Origin of the sequence: Brachybacterium epidermidis (genome assembly GCF_015209585.1) — a bacterium.
GTDB lineage: Bacteria > Actinomycetota > Actinomycetes > Actinomycetales > Dermabacteraceae > Brachybacterium > Brachybacterium epidermidis.
This window is the reverse complement of sequence record NZ_JADEYR010000001.1, coordinates 571,510-591,589: the sequence shown is the minus strand read 5'-3', so window position 1 is coordinate 591,589 and position 20,080 is coordinate 571,510. Positions and strand designations below refer to the sequence as shown.

The 20,080-nt window shown below is 70.6% G+C and carries 15 protein-coding genes and 3 tRNA genes; 5 read left to right on the top strand and 13 right to left on the bottom strand.

The features are described from left to right. Positions 1 to 76: 76 nt before the first annotated feature. The 5 genes from IOE58_RS02665 to IOE58_RS02645 all read right to left on the bottom strand — a co-directional run bounded on the left by IOE58_RS02665 (position 77) and on the right by IOE58_RS02645 (position 2,896). Positions 77 to 149 (bottom strand) — tRNA-Glu (locus IOE58_RS02665). 47 nt (positions 150 to 196) lie between these two features. Then, positions 197 to 269 (bottom strand) — tRNA-Glu (locus IOE58_RS02660). Between the two features lie 29 nt (positions 270 to 298). Beyond that, positions 299 to 370 (bottom strand) — tRNA-Gln (locus IOE58_RS02655). Between the two features lie 170 nt (positions 371 to 540). Beyond that, a complete protein-coding gene (gene gltX / locus IOE58_RS02650) occupies positions 541 to 1,965 on the bottom strand; it encodes a glutamate--tRNA ligase (RefSeq protein ID WP_228018725.1) in 1,425 nt (474 codons plus the stop codon). A gap of 154 nt (positions 1,966 to 2,119) precedes the next feature. Beyond that, complete coding sequence (locus tag IOE58_RS02645; RefSeq protein WP_193864849.1) at positions 2,120 to 2,896, bottom strand: fumarylacetoacetate hydrolase family protein; 777 nt, start codon at positions 2,894 to 2,896, stop codon at positions 2,120 to 2,122. A 137-nt stretch (positions 2,897 to 3,033) separates the two neighbouring features. Here IOE58_RS02645 and IOE58_RS02640 point away from each other — a divergent pair, with 137 nt between their 5' ends. The 5 genes from IOE58_RS02640 to IOE58_RS02620 all read left to right on the top strand — a co-directional run bounded on the left by IOE58_RS02640 (position 3,034) and on the right by IOE58_RS02620 (position 9,776). Next, positions 3,034 to 4,113 carry an LLM class flavin-dependent oxidoreductase gene (locus tag IOE58_RS02640; protein ID WP_396121498.1) on the top strand — a complete coding sequence of 360 codons (1,080 nt, stop codon included), beginning with the start codon at positions 3,034 to 3,036 and terminating at the stop codon, positions 4,111 to 4,113. A 179-nt stretch (positions 4,114 to 4,292) separates the two neighbouring features. After that, entirely contained in the window at positions 4,293 to 4,895 is a 603-nt protein-coding gene (locus tag IOE58_RS02635) for a hypothetical protein (RefSeq protein WP_193864848.1), read from the top strand. Beyond that, positions 4,892 to 5,842, top strand: a complete 951-nt coding sequence (locus tag IOE58_RS02630; protein WP_193864847.1) for a 3-methyladenine DNA glycosylase — start codon at positions 4,892 to 4,894, stop codon at positions 5,840 to 5,842. Before IOE58_RS02635 ends, IOE58_RS02630 begins: the two co-directional genes overlap by 4 nt. A 52-nt stretch (positions 5,843 to 5,894) precedes the next feature. Continuing rightward, positions 5,895 to 8,471, top strand: coding sequence for a DEAD/DEAH box helicase (locus IOE58_RS02625; protein WP_193864846.1), 2,577 nt, complete (start codon positions 5,895 to 5,897; stop codon positions 8,469 to 8,471). A 60-nt stretch (positions 8,472 to 8,531) separates the two neighbouring features. After that, complete coding sequence (locus IOE58_RS02620; protein WP_193864845.1) at positions 8,532 to 9,776, top strand: saccharopine dehydrogenase family protein; 1,245 nt, start codon at positions 8,532 to 8,534, stop codon at positions 9,774 to 9,776. Here IOE58_RS02620 and IOE58_RS02615 read toward each other — a convergent pair. The 8 genes from IOE58_RS02615 to IOE58_RS02580 form a co-directional block, all read right to left on the bottom strand. Beyond that, positions 9,773 to 10,804, bottom strand: a complete 1,032-nt coding sequence (locus IOE58_RS02615) for a CNNM domain-containing protein (protein WP_193864844.1) — start codon at positions 10,802 to 10,804, stop codon at positions 9,773 to 9,775. The two genes, IOE58_RS02620 and IOE58_RS02615, sit on opposite strands and share 4 nt — an antisense overlap. Next, positions 10,801 to 12,228, bottom strand: coding sequence for a hemolysin family protein (locus IOE58_RS02610; RefSeq protein WP_193864843.1), 1,428 nt, complete (start codon positions 12,226 to 12,228; stop codon positions 10,801 to 10,803). Before IOE58_RS02610 ends, IOE58_RS02615 begins: the two co-directional genes overlap by 4 nt. Positions 12,229 to 12,347: 119 nt before the next feature. Further along, complete coding sequence (locus IOE58_RS02605) at positions 12,348 to 12,884, bottom strand: glycine cleavage system transcriptional repressor (RefSeq protein WP_193864842.1); 537 nt, start codon at positions 12,882 to 12,884, stop codon at positions 12,348 to 12,350. A gap of 10 nt (positions 12,885 to 12,894) precedes the next feature. After that, positions 12,895 to 14,559, bottom strand: coding sequence for a citramalate synthase (gene cimA / locus IOE58_RS02600; protein WP_193864841.1), 1,665 nt, complete (start codon positions 14,557 to 14,559; stop codon positions 12,895 to 12,897). Positions 14,560 to 14,566: 7 nt separating this feature from the next. After that, positions 14,567 to 15,658: a branched-chain amino acid aminotransferase gene (locus tag IOE58_RS02595; protein WP_193864840.1), complete on the bottom strand. Its 1,092-nt coding sequence runs from the start codon at positions 15,656 to 15,658 to the stop codon at positions 14,567 to 14,569. Positions 15,659 to 15,697: 39 nt separating this feature from the next. Continuing rightward, complete coding sequence (locus tag IOE58_RS02590) at positions 15,698 to 16,783, bottom strand: 3-isopropylmalate dehydrogenase (protein ID WP_193864839.1); 1,086 nt, start codon at positions 16,781 to 16,783, stop codon at positions 15,698 to 15,700. A gap of 13 nt (positions 16,784 to 16,796) precedes the next feature. Continuing rightward, complete coding sequence (gene serA, locus IOE58_RS02585; RefSeq protein ID WP_193864838.1) at positions 16,797 to 18,404, bottom strand: phosphoglycerate dehydrogenase; 1,608 nt, start codon at positions 18,402 to 18,404, stop codon at positions 16,797 to 16,799. A 302-nt stretch (positions 18,405 to 18,706) separates the two neighbouring features. Then, entirely contained in the window at positions 18,707 to 20,038 is a 1,332-nt protein-coding gene (locus IOE58_RS02580) for a hypothetical protein (protein WP_228018502.1), read from the bottom strand. Between the last annotated feature and the right edge of the window lie 42 nt (positions 20,039 to 20,080).

The following is a 20,080-nucleotide window of genomic DNA, read 5'->3' as shown; positions in this document are numbered from 1 at the left end:
GGCTCCGCCGCGCCGACCGCAGGCCGAATGCAGAAGGAGCCGGCACCCGAAGGTGCCGGCTCCTGCGTCCTGCTCGTACCCCGTACCGGATTTGAACCGGTGTTACCGCCGTGAGAGGGCGACGTCCTGGGCCGCTAGACGAACGGGGCCCCGCTCCCTGACAGAGAGCAAGTGCAGCCCGAAGGACTGCACTTCGTACCCCGTACCGGATTTGAACCGGTGTTACCGCCGTGAGAGGGCGGCGTCCTGGGCCGCTAGACGAACGGGGCGCGGACGGAACGACCGAAGTCGATCAGCGCTGGGGTACCTGGACTCGAACCAAGAACAACTGAACCAGAATCAGCCGTGTTGCCAATTACACCATACCCCATGGTCAGAGCACGTTTTCGCGCCTTCCTCGCGGTCCGGATCTCCTGGGGAGGAGCTCCTTCGTGCGAGTAGTTCACGGAAGCGTACCGGGAGACGACTCTAGCGAATCTCCGCCCTCAAGACAAAGCCAGAGGCCCGTTCTGCGGTGTGAGGCTGCGCACCCGGGCCTGATCAGCCCGCCAGACGGTCCCGCAGCGACCGCAGCCGGGCCAGGCTGGAGGGCTTGCCCAGCAGCTCCATCGACTCGAACAGGGGCGGTGAGATGCGCCGACCGGAGATCGCGCTGCGCAGCGGACCGAAGGCCAGGCGGGGCTTGATGCCCATGTCCTCCACGATGGCGCCTCGCAGCACCTCCTCCAGGGTCGACGCGGCGAAGGAGTCCTCGGGCACCGCCTCGACCTCGGCGATGGCGCGCTCCAGCACCGCGACGGGGTCCTCCCCGATCTTCTTCAGGGCCTCGTCCTGGACCTCCAGCTGGGCGTCGTCGACGAACAGGAAGCGCAGCAGGTCCGGTGCCTCACCCAGCAGGTTCATGCGGGTGTGCACCAGCGGGGTGGCGGCCGACAGCAGCGCACGCTGCTGCTCGGTGATGCTCTCGCCCAGCACGCCGGCCTGCTGCAGGTACGGGATCATCCGCTCGGTGAGCTCGGCCTCGGGCAGCAGGCGCACATGGTCCGCGTTGATGGCGGTGGCCTTCTTGATGTCCACGCGCGCGGGGTTGGGGTTGACGTCGGTGGCGTCGAAGCGCTCCACCAGCTGCTCGCGGCTGAACACGTCCTGGTCGGCGCTGTAGCCCCAACCCAGCAGGGCCAGGTAGTTGACCATGCCCTCGGGCAGGAAGCCCTGCTCGCGGTACAGGAACAGGTTCGACTCCGGGTCGCGCTTGGAGAGCTTCTTGTTGCCCTCCCCCATCACGTACGGCAGGTGCCCGAACTCGGGGATGCGCTCGGCCACCCCGATGTCCATCAGTGCCCGGTACAGGGCGATCTGGCGGGGCGTGGAGGAGAGGATGTCCTCGCCGCGCAGCACATGGGTGACGCGCATCAGCGCGTCGTCGACGGGGTTCACCAGGGTGTACAGCGGCTGCCCGTTGGCACGCACCACCACGAAGTCGGGAACGGTGCCGGCCTTGAAGGTGATCTCCCCCCGCACCATGTCGGTGAAGGAGATGTCCGCGTCGGGCATCCGCAGGCGCCAGGTGGGCTCGCGACCCTCCGCCCGGAAGGCGGCCTTCTGCTCCTCGGTGAGCTCACGGTCGTAGCCGTCGTACCCCAGCTGCGGATCCCGGCCGGCCGCCTCGTGGCGGGCCTTGATCTCCTCGGCGGTGGAGTAGGACTCGTAGATGTGCCCGGCTGCCTTGAGCTTCGCGATCACGTCCTGGTAGATCTCCCCGCGCTGGGACTGGCGGTAAGGGCCATGGGGGCCTCCCACCTCGACGCCCTCGTCCCAGTCGATGCCCAGCCAGCGCATGGCGTCCAGCAGCTGGTGGTAGGACTCCTCGCTGTCGCGGGCGGCGTCGGTGTCCTCGATCCGGAAGATCAGCGTGCCGCCGTGATGGCGGGCGTGCGCCCAGTTGAACAGCGCGGTGCGCACCATCCCCACGTGCGGGGTCCCCGTGGGGCTGGGGCAGAAGCGCACCCGCACTTCCGAGGGGTCCGACGAGGTGGGGGTGAGGGTGTCCGGGGTGTCGCTCACGCGAGAATGCTCCTTGGTCGAGGCAGGTGGTTCGGTGTCGAAGGGCGGCGGGCGCTCAGCGCCGCACCACGGGGTTGGTGAGAGTGCCGATGCCCTCGATGGTCACGTCCATGCTGGACCCGGCGTCGACGGCGCGCACGCCGGCGGGCGTGCCGGTGAGGATCACGTCGCCCGGGAGCAGGGTCATCACCTGGGAGACCTCGGAGACGATCTGCTCGATAGAGCGGATCATGTCGGCCGTGCTGCCGGTCTGGGCGGGCTCGCCGTCCACGCTCGAGGCAATGGAGAGGGCTGAGGTGTCCAGGTCCGTCTCGATCCAGGGGCCGATCGGGCAGGAGGTGTCGAAGGCCTTCGCGCGCAGCCACTGGTTCTCCTCCCGCTGGGCATCCCGAGCGGTGAGATCATTGGCGCAGGTGAAGCCCAGGATCGCGGAGCGCACCTGAGCGGGCTCGAGATCCTTGGACATCCGCTTGATGACCACGGCGAGCTCCGCCTCCAGGCTCACCTCCCGACTGTAGGTGGGCAGCACCACGGGCTCGCCGGGGCCGATCACGGCGGTGTTGGGCTTGAGGAAGAACAGCGCCTGCTCGGGCACCTCGTTGCCCAGCTCAGCGGCATGCTCGGCGTAGTTGCGGCCCACGCACACCACCTTCGAGCGGGGGATCACGGGGGCCAGCAGCCGGACGTCGTCCAGCGGGAGGATGGTGCCGGTCGGGCGGATCTCGGTGTACAGCGGGTCCCCGGTGATGCCGTAGACCATCTCGCGACCGTCCTTGGCCTGGACGATGCCGTACATCGGGTCGTCACCGGTGGTGAATCGGGCGATGCGCATGTCGGCCAGTCTAGGTGCACCTGCGTCGGGGCCGGCGACTTGCGGTCGCCGCCATCCCGCATCCCTCCCGGGCCGGGCCGACATCCGCTATTGTTGAACTATCAACCATATGCCGCTGGGCGGCAGGACGGAGCATCGTGAGCACCCCCGAGAACGCAGCAGACATCGATCCGACAGCAGCAGCCATCGATCCGACAAAGGTCACCTTCGGCCTGGACACCTTCGGCGACATCACCCACGACCTCGCCGGCGAGCCCCTCGCCCCCGCAGAGGTGATCCGGAACATTCTGGCCGAGGGCGCCCTGGCCGACCAGGTCGGCATCGACCACTTCTCCGTCGGTGAGCACCACCGCCCCGACTACGCCGTCAGCTCCCCGGACACGGTGCTGGCGGCCCTGGCCACGCGCACCGAGCGCATCACCCTGGGCACCGCGGTGACCGTGCTCAGCTCCGACGACCCGATCCGGGTGTTCGAGCGCTTCTCGACCCTCGACGCGATCTCCCAGGGCCGCGCCGAGATCACCATCGGCCGCGGGTCCTTCACCGAGTCGTTCCCCCTGTTCGGCTACGCGCTGCAGGACTACGAGACCCTGTTCGAGGAGAAGATCGACCTGCTCAGCAAAGTCCTGCCGCAGGAGCCCTTCAGCTGGTCCGGCACCACCCGCCCGCCACTGAAGGACCAGTCCGTGCACCCCCGGGCCGAACGCACCATTCCCACCTGGGTGGCCGTCGGCGGCAGCCCCAACTCCGTGATCCGCGCGGCCCGCTACGGCTTCCCGCTGATGCTGGCCATCATCGGCGGGCAGGCCGAGCGCTTCGCCCCCTACGTCCAGCTGTTCCACGAGGCCAATGACAAGCTCGGCAATCCCGCCCTGCCCGTCGGCGTGCACTCCCCCGGTCATATCGCCGAGGACGACGACACCGCACGCGAGCAGCTGCGCGAAGCATGGCTCGCCAACCGCAACCAGCTGGGCCGCGAGCGCGGATGGGGCCCGGCGGGTCCCGGCGAGTTCGACTCGGAGGTGGAGCAGGGCGCCCTGTACGTGGGCTCGGTGGAGACCGTGGCCAAGAAGATCGCCCACACCGTGCGCGCGCTCGGCGTGGACCGCTTCGATCTCAAGTACGCCAATGGCACCGTGGCCCACGAGCACCTGATGCAGTCGATCGAGCTGTACGGCACCCAGGTGATCCCGCGGGTGCGCGAGCTGCTGGCCTGAGGTACCGGCCGGGATCCGCCCGGGCCTGGGGCACGTCTCCCGAGGCCGCGGGCCTGGAGATCGGCATCACCGGCGCGTGGGGAGCCGGCTCTGGGCCACCACCTTCGGGGCGGTGCGATCATGGATCGCACCGCCCCGTCACGCCTCGAGTGCACGTACGGGAGACCGAGAGGGGAACGATGGCCGACGCGAGAGCACGCACCCAGGACCGGGGGCGTGAACTGCACTGGTTCGGCTTCAACCGCGCCCTGGTCGTCCTGCAGCGGGTCGCGCTGTTGATCGCTGCTCTCACCGCGCTGGTACCCGTGGCACTGCTGGTCGCAGCCGTCATCGGCAGCAGACAGTCGGCCTGGACTGTGGCACTTGTCATCGGGGGTGGGTTCCTGTACCTGGCGGTGAGCGGCGCCGTCCTGGCGCTCGCATGGCGCAGCACGTCGATGGCCATGGTGGTGACCACCACCGGCATCGAGGTGCGGGGGTACTGGATCCGTCGCTGGATCCCGTGGGATCAGATCGCGATGATCGAGTCCAGCACCCACTGGTACTGGCGCAGGGCCACCTGCATCCACACCCACCACACCCTCTCGGCCAACGGCGAGCGCATCACCGCCGCCGTCACGGCCTACCAGTACATCTTCTGGCGCAGCGAGCCGTACGACGCCCGGGCCCGCGATCCGCGCGAACACCTCGCGCCCACCCGGGCGGCGATGGACGCGCACCGCAGGTACCTGCGCGGCGAATTCCCCGCTGCCGCTGCCGGCACTCGAGAAGGAGCCTGGTGACGATACCGCCGATCCGTGCGCCCGGGCGGGTGCTCACCGCTGAGCAGGCCCGGCAGGCGCGCGCGCTCCACGAGGAGCGGGCCGACGCCCTCACCGCCGGTCACCGGGAGCGGCGCGCACGAGGGGAGAAGCACCCGGTGGAGGACTTCCTGTTCTCCTACTACCCCTTCTCCGCAGCCCGGCTGCGTCGCTGGCATCCGGGGTGGCGCACGGCCTACGACCCTGCCGCCGACTTCGACCCAGCGGGGCACGGGATCGGCGGTGACGTGCAGGAGGCCGGTTCGCGCACCTGGTACGTGGACGTTCCCGCGACAACGCCCCTGCGCCGGGCGGATGTGGGCCGGTACCTCGCCGAGCGCTCCGATGCTCTCCGCTTCATGGTGCGCCTGCTGTCGGCCTCCTCCATGGCGCTGCGCTCCCCGCAGTTCGGCTGCTTCGGCCTGCACGAATGGGCGATGGTGCATGGGCTCCGACCCGGTCAGCAGCGTCACGAGGCCCTCCCGCTGCGCCTGAACCAGGCCGAGACGGACGCCGTGGTGGAGCGCGAGCGCCTGGTGTGCTCGCACATCGATGCGTTCCGCTTCTTCACCCCCTCGGCCGCTCCGCGCAACGCCACCCAGCCCACTCGGGCCACACAGATGGCCAATGACAATCCTGCGTGCCTGCACGTGGGGATGGACCTGTACAAGTGGGCCATGAAGCTCTCACCCCTGGTCTCGAGCACCCTGGCGCTGGACTGCTTCGAGCATGCCCGCCAGACCCGCGTGTTGGACATGGAGGCGAGCCCTTATGACGTTCGGCCCCTGGGGTACGGGGTAGTCCCGATCGAGACGCCGGCGGGTAAGGCGGAGTACGTACGACGGCAGCGCGCCCTGGCCGACAGAGCCGAGGAGCTCCGCGGGCGGATCCTGGGTGAGCTCGAGGGATTGCCGGTCGACGCTCCCTGACCAGTGAGAGGCCTGCACCTAAGCGGATGGCTGCACCTGAGAGACTGGACCCATGGCTTTGCTGACGCGCTTCCTGCCCGGTGACCACTCCTCCCCTGTCGCTGCGGACGACGAGGCCGCGCAGGACCGGATCGTCGAGGGCTTCATCGCCTCCCAGCAGGCCATCGGCCGCAGCCTCTACCCGCACCAGGAGGAGGCGCTGCTGGCGATCGCCGCCGGGGATCACGTGATCGCAGCGACCCCCACCGGCTCGGGCAAGACCACCATCGCCTACTGCGCGATCTTCGCGGCCATGGCCCGGGGCCAGCGCTCCTACTACACCGCCCCCATCAAGGCGCTGGTGAGCGAGAAGTTCTTCGACCTGGTCTCCCAGTTCGGCGCCGAGAACGTGGGCATGATGACCGGGGACAGCTCGGTGAACCACGACGCCCCGATCATCGTGTGCACCGCGGAGATCCTCGCCAACCACGCCCTGCGCGACGGCCCCACCTCCGATGTGGGCCTGGCCGTGATGGACGAGTTCCACTTCTACGGGGACCCCCAGCGCGGCTGGGCCTGGCAGGTGCCGCTGGTGGAGCTGCCGGACTGCCAGTTCGTGCTGATGAGCGCCACCCTGGGTGATGTCTCCTTCTTCGAGGAGGACCTCGAACAGCGCACGGGGCGTCCGGTCACCACCATCGACGACGCGCCCCGCCCGGTCCCGCTGGACTTCCGCTGGTCGCTCGAGCCCCTGCCGGACACCATCGCCACCATCGTCGAGGACCGCGACGCGCCGGTCTACATCGTGCACTTCACCCAGAAGGAGGCGCTCGAGCAGGCGCAGGCCCTGAAGGGCCAGAAGATCCTCACCGCCGCGGAGAAGGAGCAGGTGCGGGAGATCATCGGCGACTTCCGCTTCGCCAAGGGCTTCGGGCGGGTGCTGTCCGGCCTGGTGCGTGAGGGGATCGGCGTGCACCACGCCGGCATGCTCCCCAAGTACCGGCGTCTGGTGGAGAAGCTGGCCCAGTCCGGGCTGCTGAAGATCATCTGCGGCACCGACACCCTGGGGGTGGGCATCAACGTGCCCATCCGCACCGTGCTGCTGACAGCGCTGGCGAAGTACGACGGGCGTCGCACGCGCCTTCTGAACGCGAGGGAGTTCCACCAGATCGCCGGCCGTGCGGGCCGGGCGGGCTTCGACACCGTGGGCCACGTGGTGGTGCAGGCCCCCGTGTGGACCATCGAGTTCGAGAAGGAGCGGGCCAAGGTGCGTGCCCGCGAGGAGGCCGGCACGGCGCCCAACAGCGCCAAGAAGCGCAAGAAGGAGCCGAGGCCCAAGGTCCCCGACGGCGCGGTGACGTGGTCCGAGCAGAACCTCACCAAGCTGGTGGAGAACCCGCCCGAGCAGCTCCGCCCCCACCTTCGGATCACCGCCTCCATGGTGCTGGCGCTGATCGCCCGGCCCGGGGACGCGATCGCTGCTGGCCGCCACTTGATCATGACCAGCCACCAGACCCGCACCCAGAAGCTGGCGCTGGTCAAACAGGCGGTCGACATCTTCCGCGGGCTGCGCGACGCCGACATCATCGAGATCCTCGCTGAGCCCGATCATCTGGGTCGTCGCATCGCCCTGGTGGAGGACCTTCAGCTGGACTTCACCATGAACCAGCCGCTGGCCCCGTTCGCGATCGCCATGATCGACTCCCTGGACGAGGAGTCTGACACGGTCACCCTGGACACCGTCTCGATCATCGAGGCGATCCTCGAGGACCCTATGCAGATCCTGCTGGCACAGCAGAACGCCGCCAAGGGCGAGCTGCTGGCGGAGCTGAAGGCCGACGGCGTCGAGTACACCGAGCGGATGGCCCAGCTGGACGAGGTCACCTGGCCCAGGCCCCTGGAGGAGGACCTCGAGGCCGCCCTGGAGATCTACCGCGGAAAGCACCCCTGGGTGCGGGCCGGTGACCTCTCCCCCAAGTCGATCGTGCGCGAGATCTACGAGACCGGGCAGACCTTCAGCGAGTTCGTGCAGCGCTACAGCCTGGCCCGCAGTGAAGGCATCGTGCTGCGCTACCTCTCCGACGCCTACCAGGCGATGCGCCGCACCATCCCGCAGGATCTGCGCACCACGCAGCTCGAGGACATGATCGAGTGGCTCGGGGTGCTGGTGCGCGGCATCGACTCCTCGCTGCTGGACGAGTGGGAGGCCCTCACCCATCCCGAGGACGCCACCGACGGTGCCGAGGAGATCCGCCCCTCGACCCCGCGCGGCCTCTCCGCCCAGACCAAGGTGCTGCGCACCATGGTGCGCTCGGCCATGTGGCAGCGCGTGGAGCACTTCGCCTTCGAACGCGAGGCACGCCTGGCGGAGCTGGACGGCGCCTCGGGCTGGGACCGGAAGGCCTGGGCCGAGGCGATGGACGACTACTACGACACCTACGACCACGTCGGCATCGACGGCCCGGCCCGCTCACCGCAGCTGCTGCAGATCACCGAGGAGTCCAAGGTGTGGCGGATCCGACAGGTGCTGGACGATCCGGACCACAACCGCGACTGGGGCATCGAGGCCGAGCTGGACCTGGAGGCGACCGACGAGGCCGGCGAGCCGGTGCTGGCGATCACCCACGTGGGCGAGCTGGGCGGGCACTGACGCCGGTATCGGCTCCCTGCGCGCTCCCCGCTCAGCGCACGGGAAGGGTACGGTCGAGGGATGGACCACGACCGGCGTCACGACCTCGTCCTGTTCGGTGCCAGCGGCTTCATCGGCCGTCTGGTCGCCCAGCACCTCGCCGACCAGGCTCCCCCCGGGCTGCGCATCGCCCTGGCGGGCCGCACCGTCTCCCGCCTGGAGGAGGTGCGGGACCGGCACGGCCGCCCCGAGTGGGATCTGCTCACCGCTGACAGCAGCGACCAGGCCGCGCTGGCGGACCTGGCCACATCGACCCGGGTGGTGCTGAGCACCGTCGGCCCGTACCACCGCCACGGCCTGCCGCTGGTGCTCGAGTGCGCCCGCGCCGGCACCGACTACGTGGACCTGACCGGGGAGGTCGCCTTCGTGCGCGCGTCGATCGACCGCGCCCATGACGAGGCGGTGCGCACCGGGGCCCGCATCGTCCACTCCTGCGGCTTCGACTCGGTCCCCTCCGATCTGGCCGTCCACCTCCTGCACGGCGCCGCCACCGCAGACGGAGCGGGCGGGCTGGGCGACACCACCCTGTTGGTGACACGGCTGCGCGGTGGGCTCAGCGGAGGCACCGTGGACTCGATGCGCGAGCAGCTCTCCCTGGTCCGCTCCGACCGGGAGGCGGCGCAGCTGGCCGCCGATCCCTACGCGCTCGCACCGGACCGTGCCGCCGATCCGCGCCTGCCCGGGCAAGAGGACTCCACGGACGTCTTCGTCGAGGCGGGCTCCGGCCGGTGGACGGCCCCGTTCGTCATGGCCTCCTACAACACCCGCATCGTGCGCCGCAGCCACGCGCTGCTGCGCGAGCACGGGGACACACCGGCGGGGTACGGCGCGGCGTTCCGGTACCGCGAGATGGTCGACACCGGGCGAGGGCGGAGGGGACGCCGGCGTGCACAGGCGCTCCGCACCGGACTCGCGGCGCTGTGGCTGGGGCTGAGCACACCGGGCCTGTCGCGGATCGTCGATGCTCTGCTGCCGAAGCCCGGCGAGGGCCCCTCCCCCGAACAGCGCGCCTCCGGCCTGTTCGAGGTGCAGGCCCGGACCACCGCCCAGGACGGGCAGGGGTACCTGGCCACCGTGGGCGCCCAGGGTGACCCCGGGTACGCCGCCACCTGCGTGATGATCGGACAGTGCGCGCTCGCCCTGGCCGTGGAGCCCGAGCGCTGCCGCCCCGGCGGGGGCGTGCTGACACCGGCCGTGGCCCTGGGCGATGTGCTCGTCGAGCGGCTGCGGGCGCAGGGGTTCCGGTTGCGCGTGGACCCCCTCTAGGCGCCGGTCTCCTGCGGCTCCCGGCGGGGCAGCACCTTGCGCATGATGTCGGTCGAGGTGACCACGCCGAGGAACTCCTCCCCGTCCATGACCGCCGCGAGCTGCTCGTTCTCTCCCCGGATCATGGTCAGCGCGGCCAGCACCGGGGTGTCCCCTTGGAGCCGGAAGGCGGGGCGAGCCAGTTCGGCGACGGGACGGGCCGAATCTTCCAGCAGGGTGTCGCGCACGTGGATCACACCGGGGCCGTCGGCATCCAGGTCCCGCACCAGGATCCGCTTGTGACCGGTGCGGGCCGAGGCCGCCTGGAGATCGGCGACGGTGGCATCGCGATCCACGGCGGTGGCGCGGTCGGCCGGGTCGATCAACCCGCACAACGGGGCGTCGGCCAGGTCCAGCACCTCGGAGATCTGGTCGCGGAACTCCTGCTCCAGCACGCCCTGCTCCCCGGAGTGCTCCACCAGCTGCCGGATGGTCTCCGCGTCGTGACCGCCCACGGCGGCGCGGTCCATGGGCTCGAAGCCGCTGGCCGCCACCAGGCGGTTGGCCACCGCGTTGACGAAGGTGAGCAGGGGCCGCACCCCGGCGATGAACACCCGGGAGGGGATCGCGATGACCTTTGCGGCGGTCTCCGGGGCAGCGATGGCCCAGGACTTCGGAGCCATCTCCCCCACCACCAGGTGCAGGAAGGTGACCAGCAGCAGCGACAGCACGAACGAGGTGGTGCCGGCGACCTGGGAGGGCAGCCCGGTCGCCTCCAGGAGCGGGCCCAGCGCCGCATCCACGCCCGGCTTGGTGATGGCGCCCAGCGCGAAGGTGCACAGGGTGATGCCCAGCTGCGCGCCGGCCAGCATGATGGTCAGCTCGTGCATGCCCTTCAGTGCGGCCCGCGCTGAGGCGCTGTGGCCGGTCTCCTCCTCGAGGCGGTGCTGACGGGCACCGAGCAGTGCGAACTCGATGACGACGAAGAAGGCGCTGGCGATCAGCAGCAGGATCGTCGCGACGGTGACGAAGACGGGATCAGTGCTCATCGCTTCGTCTCCTGGTCCGTCGCGCGGTCGGTGCTGTCGATGTCGCCGGCCTTCAGCTCATCGGGGTCGATCTCGTGGACCCGCAGCTCCACCCGGAGGCGGCTGGGCACATGACGGTCGGTCTCCAGCACCTCGATGTGGAGCTCGCGACGCACGGGCTGGTCGGCGACCACGTCGCTGGGCACGGCGGGCAGCTCGATGGTGAGGGTGCGGCCCTCCTCGGGAAGCTCGCCCAGCTGGGCGATCACCAGGCCGCCGACGGTCTCGTAGTCATCCTCCGGCAGGGGGTGGCCGATCAGGCGTATCAGCTCGTCGGCGTGGACGTCGCCGTCCATCTCCCAGGAGTCCTCCGGGCCGGTGGAGGCGGTGACCTCGTCGGTCTCGGCATCGTGCTCGTCGTGCAGCTCACCGATCAGCTCCTCGGCGAGGTCCTCCTCGGTGAGGATGCCGGAGAAGGTGCCGAACTCGTCGATCACGCAGGCGATCTCCTGGCCGACCTCGCTGAGGGCCTCCAGCACATCGGGCAGCGGCATCCGCTCGGGGACGATGAGGGGCTCGCGCATGGCCACGGTGACCGACTCGTGGTCGCCGTGGCCAGCGGCCAGCAGGTCGGTCATCAGCACCACGCCCACCGGCTCGTCCTCGTCGGAGACCACGGGGTAGCGGCTGTGGGCACCGGCCATCAGGGTGCGGATCTCACCGATGGTGGTCTCGGTGTCCACGGTGCTGACCTTGGCGCGGGGAACCATGGCGTGCTCGGCGTCCTGCTCGGGGAAGTCGATCACGCGGTCGATCACCACGGAGAGGTCCTCGGGCATGTCCCCGCTGTCGCGGGAGTCGCGCACGATCCGCTCGAGATCCTTGGCGGTCGCGGTGGAGTCCACGTCATGGACGGGCTCCATGCCCAGCAGGCGGATCAGGCCGTTGGCCGCATGGTCGAAGACGGTGATCAGCCAGCCGAACAGGGCCAGGTAGATCAGGGTGGAGCGGGAGACGGCGCGGGCCACGGGCTCCGGGGCGGCGATGGCGAGGTTCTTGGGGTACAGCTCACCGAAGATCATCTGCGCCACGGTGGCGAGCACCAGGGCCAGCACGGTGCCCGCCGCGATGCTGATGGCGGCGGGTACGCCGGCCACTCCCAGGATCGTGCCCAGGGACTCGCCCACCAGGGGCTCGGCCACATAACCCACGAGCAGGCCGGTCACGGTGATGCCCAGCTGGGCGCCGGAGAGCATGAAGGAGGTGCGCTCGGTGACCTTCACGGCGCGCTTGGCGGCCTCGTCGCCCCCGGCCGCGGCGGCCCGCAGCCGCGAGCGGTCCACCGACATGTAGGCGAACTCCTGGGCCACGAAGTAGCCGTTGGCAGCGATCAGCGCGAGGATGATCGCGACGCCCAGCAGGAGCAGGAGGATCGTGGTGCCCATCAGAGGAGGCCTCCCTCAGGGGAGCTGACGGGCACGGTACTGGCAGACGGGGGGGCGTCGGGCATGAGCGCGATGGTAGACATGCCCGGTCTCGTCTCCTGCCAACGCGCTGGCACCGCTCAGGCGGGCTCGTCGAGGTCGAGGTCCACCATCAGCTCGGCGGCGATGCGCTCCAGCGCCTCCCGCACCTCGCCCGGGTCGCGCCCCGCCGGCAGGGCGACCAGGGCTTCCGCCTCGAACAGCACGCCGCCGCCCTGCGGGGCATCGCTGGTCCAGGTGCGCAGGTCCTCGATGCTGGCGCCCTGGGCGGCGAGCGCCGAGGTGACCTCCCGCACCATGCCGGTGCGGTCCTGCCCCACCAGGTGCAGCCGTAGGGGCTCCTGCTCCCCGGCATCGCCCGACGCGCCGGCCGCGAGGCGGGCATCGGTGACGTCGCCCCGCAGGCCCACGCTCTGATGCAAGGCGTCGAGGGCGCGGGTGAGGTCCTGGACCCGTTCCTCGGGCACCTCCACCAGGACCACACCGGCGAACTTGCCGGCCAGATGCGACAGGCCGCTCTCCAGCCAGTTCCCGCCATGGAGGTCGACCTGCTCGGAGAGGGCCGAGACCAGTCCTTCGCGGTCATCACCGATCGCTGTGAGCACGAGTTGAGTCATGTCGCGCAGACTATCCGAGGCCGGGCGCCGACGGGGTGATCCCCGCCTTGTACAGCCCGTAGGTGTACGCATCCGAGATCGCCTCCCAGGAAGCCTCGATGAGGTTGGGGCCCACGCCCACGGTGGTGAACTCGAGATCCGCCCCCGCGGTGCGCACCAGCACCCGGGTGGTGGCGTCGGTGCCGTGGTGGGCATCGAGGATGCGCACCTTGAAGTCCTGCAGCTCCAGCTCGTCGATCAGCGGGAAGCGGTCCCGCAGCGCCTGCCGCAGGGCGAGGTCCAGGGCGTTGACCGGACCGTTCCCCTCAGCGATCGCGACGGAGCGGCCGCCGTCGGCCCCGTCAGTGCCCGCCCCGCGCAGCTTCACGGTGGCCTCCGTCTCCAGGGTGCCGTCACGCAGCTGCTGGGAGGTGGCGCGCCAGGACTCCACCTCGAAGTACCGCGGCACGCGACCCATCTCCTCCAGCAGCAGGAGCTCGAAGGAGGCATCGGCCGCCTCGTAGGAGTACCCCTCCGCCTCGCGCTGCTTGACGGTGCCAGCCAGCCGCCCCAGCAGGTTCTTCTGCCCGGTGAGGTCGAAGCCCAGCTCCCGGCCCTTCAGTTCGATGGAGGCGCGCCCGGCCATGTCCGAGATGATCATCCGCATGTCGTTGCCGATGGCGCGGGGATCCATGTGCTGGTAGAGGTCCGGGTCCACCCGGATGGCACTGGCGTGCAGGCCCGCCTTGTGAGCGAAGGCGCTGGCCCCGACGTAGGGCGCGCGGGCGCCGACGGGCATGTTGACGATCTCGCCGATGGCGTGAGCGATCCGGGTGGCCTCGGCGAGGGTCTCCCCCGGCACCAGGTCCAGCCCCATCTTCAGCTGCAGGTCCCCGAGCATGGTGAGCAGATCCGCGTTGCCGGTGCGCTCCCCGTAGCCGTTGACGCAGCCCTGCACATGGGTGATGCCCGAGCGCACTGCCATGAGGGCGTTGGCGACGGCACAGCCGGAGTCGTTGTGGGTGTGTGCGCCCAGCCGTGCCCCGGCGTGGCCTGCGGCCTTCAGGCGGGCGCGCAGCTCCTCGACCACCTCGGTCACCTGGTGCGGGAGCATGCCACCGTTGGTGTCGCACAGCACCACCACGCGCGCGCCTGCCGCGAAGGCCTCGACCACCACGGAGGTGGTGTAGTCGGGATCATGGGCGAAGCCGTCGAAGAAGTGCTCGGCATCGACGAACACCTCCCTCCCCAGCCGGACCAGGTGGGTGACGGTGTCCCGCACCATCGCCAGGTTCTCCTCGCCGTCGGTGCGCAGGGCGCCCGTGACGTGGCGCAGATCGGACTTGGCCACCAGGGTCACCGTGGGGGCCTCGGAGTCGACCAGCGCTGCGACCTGCGGATCCTCCTGGACGGGGACCCCGGCCTTGCGGGTGGCGCCGAAGGCCGCGAGTCGCGCGCACCTGAGGTCGAGCTCGGTGCGGGCGCGGGCGAAGAACTCGGTGTCCCGGGGGACCGCGCCGGGCCACCCGCCCTCGATGTAGGTCACCCCCAGTTCGTCGAGATGGCGGGCCACGGCCAGCTTGTCGGCCACGGAGAGCGTGAGCCCCTCCTGCTGGGAGCCGTCGCGCAGGGTGGTGTCGTAGAGGTGGAACGCGTCGATCGGGTCGACTGCGGTGCGGGGGCCGGGGGTCGTCATGGCGTCCTCACACCAGTCGGGTCAGCCAGCCGTGGCGGTCGGGGACCCGGCCGTACTGGATGCCGGTCAGCTCCTCGCGCAGGGCGAGGGTGGTCTGGCCGGAGCTGCCGTCGCCGATGGTCCAGGTGCCGTCCTGGGAGCGGAACTCGCCGATCGGGGTGATCACCGCCGCGGTGCCGCAGGCGAACATCTCGGTGATCTCCCCGGCGCTGATCTGGTGGGCGACCTCGCTCATCAGCAGCGTGGTCTCCACGGGCTGAAGCCCGCGGTCCTGGGCGATGCGCAGCACGGACTCGCGGGTCACGCCCTCCAGGATCGATCCCGAAAGGCGCGGGGTGAGGATGCGGTCGTCCCTCGTGATCGCGAAGACGTTCATGCCGGAGAGCTCGTCGATCGCGGTGTGGGTCTCGGAGTCCAGGAACATCACCTCATCGGCCCCGTGGGAGACGGCCTCGTTCTTGGCCAGCAGAGAGGAGGCGTAGTTGCCGCCGCACTTGGCGGCGCCCGTGCCACCGGCGCCGGCGCGGGCGTAGGTGTCGGTCACCCACACCACGAGCGGCTGCACGCCGCGCGGGAAGTAGGCGCCGGCCGGGGAGGCGATCACGTAGTAGTCCACCGTGTGGGAGGCCCGCACCCCCAGGAACTCCTCGGAGGCGAACATGAACGGCCTCAGGTACAGGGAGGTCTCCCCCTCCGGCTGCGGCACCCAGGGCTCATCGGCGGCCACGAGGGCGCGCACGGACTCCAGGAAGTCCCGCTCGGGAAGCTCAGGCAGTGCGAGGCGGCGGGCGGAGCGCATCATGCGCCGCGCGTTCTGCTCGGGCCGGAAGGTCCACACGGAGCCGTCGGCGTGGCGGAACGCCTTCATGCCCTCGAAGATCTCCTGCCCGTAGTGCAGCACCGCCGCGGCGGGCGAGAGCTGCAGCGGCCCGAAGGGCACCAGCTCGGCGCCGGTCCAGCCCTCCTCCACGGTCCAGCGGGCGTGGGCCATGAAGTCGGTGAAGTGCTGGCCGAAGCCGGGGGCGGCGAGGATGCGGGCGCGCTCGTCGTCGGTGATGCGCCGCGCGGTGGCGGCGGGGGTGAAGGTGAGCGCGCTCATCGATGTCTCCTCGGGACGGGGTAGGGCAGGATAGTTCGGTCAGTGTCCGCTGATCGCGGCGACCAGGGCGTCGCCGATCTCGGTGGTGCTGCGGGTACCCAGCTCGCCCCGAGCGGCGAGGTCGGCCTCGACGGCGGCCCGCACGGTCGCGGCGGCCTGCTCGTGGCCCAGGTGGTCCAGCAGCAGTGCCACGGAGGACACGGTCGCGGTGGGGTCAGCGATTCCCTGCCCGGCGATGTCGGGGGCGGAGCCGTGCACCGGCTCGAACATGGAGGGGGAGTCGCCGGTGGGGTTGATGTTCCCGCTGGCGGCCAGTCCGATGCCGCCGCCGATCGCGGCGGCGAGGTCGGTGAGGATGTCGCCGAACAGGTTGTCGGTGACGATCACGTCGAAGCGGGCCGGGTCGTTGACCAGGTAGATGGTGGCGGCATCGATGTGGGCGTAGTCCACTGTGACCTCGGGGAACTCGCGGCCCACCTGGTCCACCACGCGGCTCCACAGCTTCCCGGCGTGGACCAGCACGTTGTGCTTGTGGACCAGGGTCAGCTTCTTGCGGCGCCGCTGAGCCTGCTCGAAGGCGTAGCGCACCACGCGCTCGACACCGACGGCGGTGTTCAGCGAGACCTCGGTGGCGACCTCCAGCTCGGTGCCGGTGCGCATGGATCCGCCGTTGCCGACGTACGGGCCCTCGGTGCCCTCGCGGACCACCAGGAAGTCCACCTCGCCGGGATCGGCCAACGGTGAGGCAACGCCGGGCACCAGGCGGGTGGGGCGCAGGTTCACGAAGTGGTCGAAGCCGAAGCGGAGCTTCAGCAGCAGCCCTCGCTCGAGGACCCCTGAGGGGACCTCGGGGTCGCCGACGGCACCCAGCAGGATCGCGTCGTGCTCGGCCAGGCGCTGCATGTCGTCCTCGGTGAGGGTCTCGCCGGTGCGGTGCCAGCGGCCGGCGCCGAGGTCGAAGTCGGTGGTCTCCACCGACACGCCGGCGGGTTCGAGAGCGGCGCGCAGGGCCCGCAGACCCTGGGGGACCACCTCCTTGCCGATGCCGTCGCCCTCGATGACGGCGAGACGGATGCGGGTGCGCCGAGGGTCGGGGGCGCTGGGAGTGCTGGGGTTGCTCGTCATGGCTGTCTCCGGTTCAGTACGCGATGTCGACGGTATGGATGGCGCGGGCACCGATGGCCTCGCCGATCCGTTCGGCGAGCTCGCGCGGGGCGGACTGGTCGAGGTTGAGGATCACCAGGGCCTCCGCACCGGGTCCGTCCCCGGCACGGGAGACCTGCATGCCGGCGATGTTGACACCGGCCTCGCCGAGCAGCGCGCCGTACTGGCCGATCTGGCCGGGGCGGTCCTCGTAGCGGATCATCATCAGGTGGTCGCTGAGTGTCACGTCCAGGGGGTGCCCGGCGACCTCGATCAGCTTGTGGATCTGGTCCACTCCGCTGAGGGTGCCGGAGACGGAGACCACCTCGCCGTCACGGAGGGTGCCGCGCACCTGGATCTCGTTGCGGAAGCGCTCGGTGCCCTCGTGGGTCTCGAGGTTCACGGTGATCCCGCGCTCCTCGGCGAGGACGGGGGCGTTGACATAGCTGACCTGCTCGGTGACGACGCTGCGGAACACACCGCGCAGCACCGACAGCTTCAGCGCGGTGACGTCACGGGAGGCGATCTCGCCGCGGATCACGATGTCCAGCAGCTCGGGCGCCTCCCCCGCCATCACGGTGAACAGCTGGCCCAGGCGGTCGGCGAGGGCCACGCCCGGGCGCACCAGGTCGTCGATGGCTCCCCCGGCCACGTTGACGGCGTCGGGGACCAGCTCCCCGGCCAGGGCCAGGCGCACGGACTGGGCCACGGCGGTGCCGGCCTTCTCCTGCGCCTCGGCGGTGGAGGCACCCAGGTGCGGGGTCAGGGTGACGTTGTCGAGCTCCAGCAGCTTCGCGGCGCTCGGGGAGGCCGAGGGCGGCTCCGAGGAGTACACGTCCAGCGCGGCCCCGGCGATCCGCCCACTGGTGAGAGCCTCCACCAGGGCGTGCTCGTCGATGAGACCACCGCGGGCGGCGTTGACCACGTGCAGGGTGGGCTTGGCCATCGCCAGCTGCTCGGCGCCGATCAGACCCGTGGTCTCCGGGGTCTTGGGCATGTGCACGGTGACCACGTCGGATTCGCGCATCAGCTCGTCGAGCTCGACCACCCGGGCGCCCAGCTCGGCGGCGCGGGTGTGGTTGACGTAGGGGTCGTAGGCCAGCAGGTGCACGCCGAAGGGGGCCAGGCGCTCGGCGACCAGCTGACCGATGCGGCCGAAGCCCACCACACCCACGGTCTTGCCCAGCAGCTCGGTGCCCGTGAGGGCCTTGCGCTCCCACTTGCCCTGCTTCATCGAGGCGTCGGCGCGGCCGAGGTTGCGCAGGGAGGCCAGGATCAGCGTCACCGCGAGCTCGGCGGCCGAGACGATGTTGGAGGTGGGGGCGTTGATCACCATCACCCCGGCGGCGGTCGCGGCGGGGACGTCGACGTTGTCCAGGCCCACGCCGGCGCGGGCGACGACGCGCAGCTTCGGGGCCGCGGCGTACACCTCCGCGTCGACCAGGGTGGCGGAGCGGACAAGGAGGGCATCGGCCTGCGCCACCGCGGTGAGCAGCGCGGAACGGTCGGTGCCGTCCACGCTGCGGACCTCGACGTCGGGGCCCAGGACCTCGACGGTGGCGGGCGACAGCTCCTCAGCGATGAGCACGACAGGACGCGTCACGGAATCTCCTCCGGTACGGATGGTGGTCGTCGCTCACGCCCTCGGGTGCGACGGGTTTCAGGGGACAGCGTAGTCCGGTGTCCGCCATGCGGGAACGCGGGTCAGAATGCGAGATCGACGGCCGGTGAGTCCACTCGTGCTGCGTGGGCAACCTGATCGATCGCTGGCTGCGGAGCTGTCGGCGACGGGACAGGGCTCCCCCGCTGCCGCTTCGATCGCCGAAGCAGCGGACCTCTCATCACTGCGAGGCATTCTGTTCACCGGGTCGAGGCGAACTGCAGCGCGCCGAGGAGTCGCTCCGCTCACCCCTCCACGCGAATCCCCGCCAGCACCTGGTGGGCGAGGACGGGCGCCTCCTCGGCGGAGACCCCGTTGACCTGCACGCGATACTCCTCCTCCCCCACGTGCACGCGTACGGCGACGACCATCCCGTCCTCGCCACCCCGGCTGACCGCGGCGGTGACCAGGTCCGCGCCGCCGATCTCCGCCCGCGCGGCGTAGAGCACGGCGTCGAGCAGGTAGGGGCTCGGGACCGGCAGACGGAACAGGGTGATCCCGCCCTTGCGAGTGCCATCCTCGTCGACGCTGGAGATGCCGAGCTCTACCTCCTCGAGCTCACCCGACGTCGGAGGGATCGCGGCGGTGAGGCGGCCGAAGGAGATCTCCTGCCAGTCCTCGGGCACCTCGGTCGGCTCGACCAGTGGCAGCTCCTCCGCGTCGGAGATCGCGAGCGTGGGCACCGTGGCGACGACGTAGGTCATCAGCGCGTTCATCCGGCCGTCCTCGACGCCGAGATAGAAGGCGACCTCGCGCCGCAGGAACCCGTCCTCGCCCTCGCGCACGATCGGCACCACGCCGCGCACGAACGCGACCAGAGCGGCGCCCGCGCCGGGGAACGTGGTGCCCTCCGGCACCCGTGCGAGGAGGCTGGAGGTGTCCAGCACGCTCATCCGAGGACCATCCTCGGGATAGGGCGCCGGTTCGAGGTCGAACATCTCCGGCACGCCCACCTCGGGCGTCGGCGCCCCGCTGATGGGGACTTGCTCGAACAGCGGGTCGAAGGCCGAGGGGTCGAAGCCCTCGAGCCCGAACGCCTTCACGAGGACGGGCCCGATCTCACCGCTGCGGGAGTTGTCGGCCTCGAGCAGCAGCGGGGTGTCGGCGACCTCGACGACCGTCTGGAGCAGCACGTCACGCAGGGCGCTGCGCGCCTCGGACTCCCCACCGAGTGCCGCCGCGGCCTCGGCGTCGAACTCGAGCGGCTCGGCGGTGAGCAGGGGCGAGTCATCCGGGAAGCCGGGAGAGGCCCAGGTCCCGAAGCGGTCCTCTCGCTCGAGCGGCCCTGGCTCGATCCTCGCGCGCTCGTCCGCCGCGGCGGTGTCGATCTCCACGAGCCGCAGATCCTCCGCCGCCGCCCAGTCGTCGAAGGTGGTGCCAGGCTCCGGGGCGGGCTCCGAGGAGGCGCCTCCCTCGTCACTTCCGGCACCCGGCGCCGGGTCCGTCCCTCCGGCCGGCTCCTCGTCCCCGCCCGGAAGCAGGGAGCATGCCCCCGCCGTCGTCATCACGCCCAGGGCCCCCAGCCCGGTCAGCGCCGTGCGTCGTGTGGTCGTGCGGGTGGTCGCGTCCTTGCTCATCCCCGGATCCCCCTGCTCGGCACGTCGGCCGAGCTGTCGTGT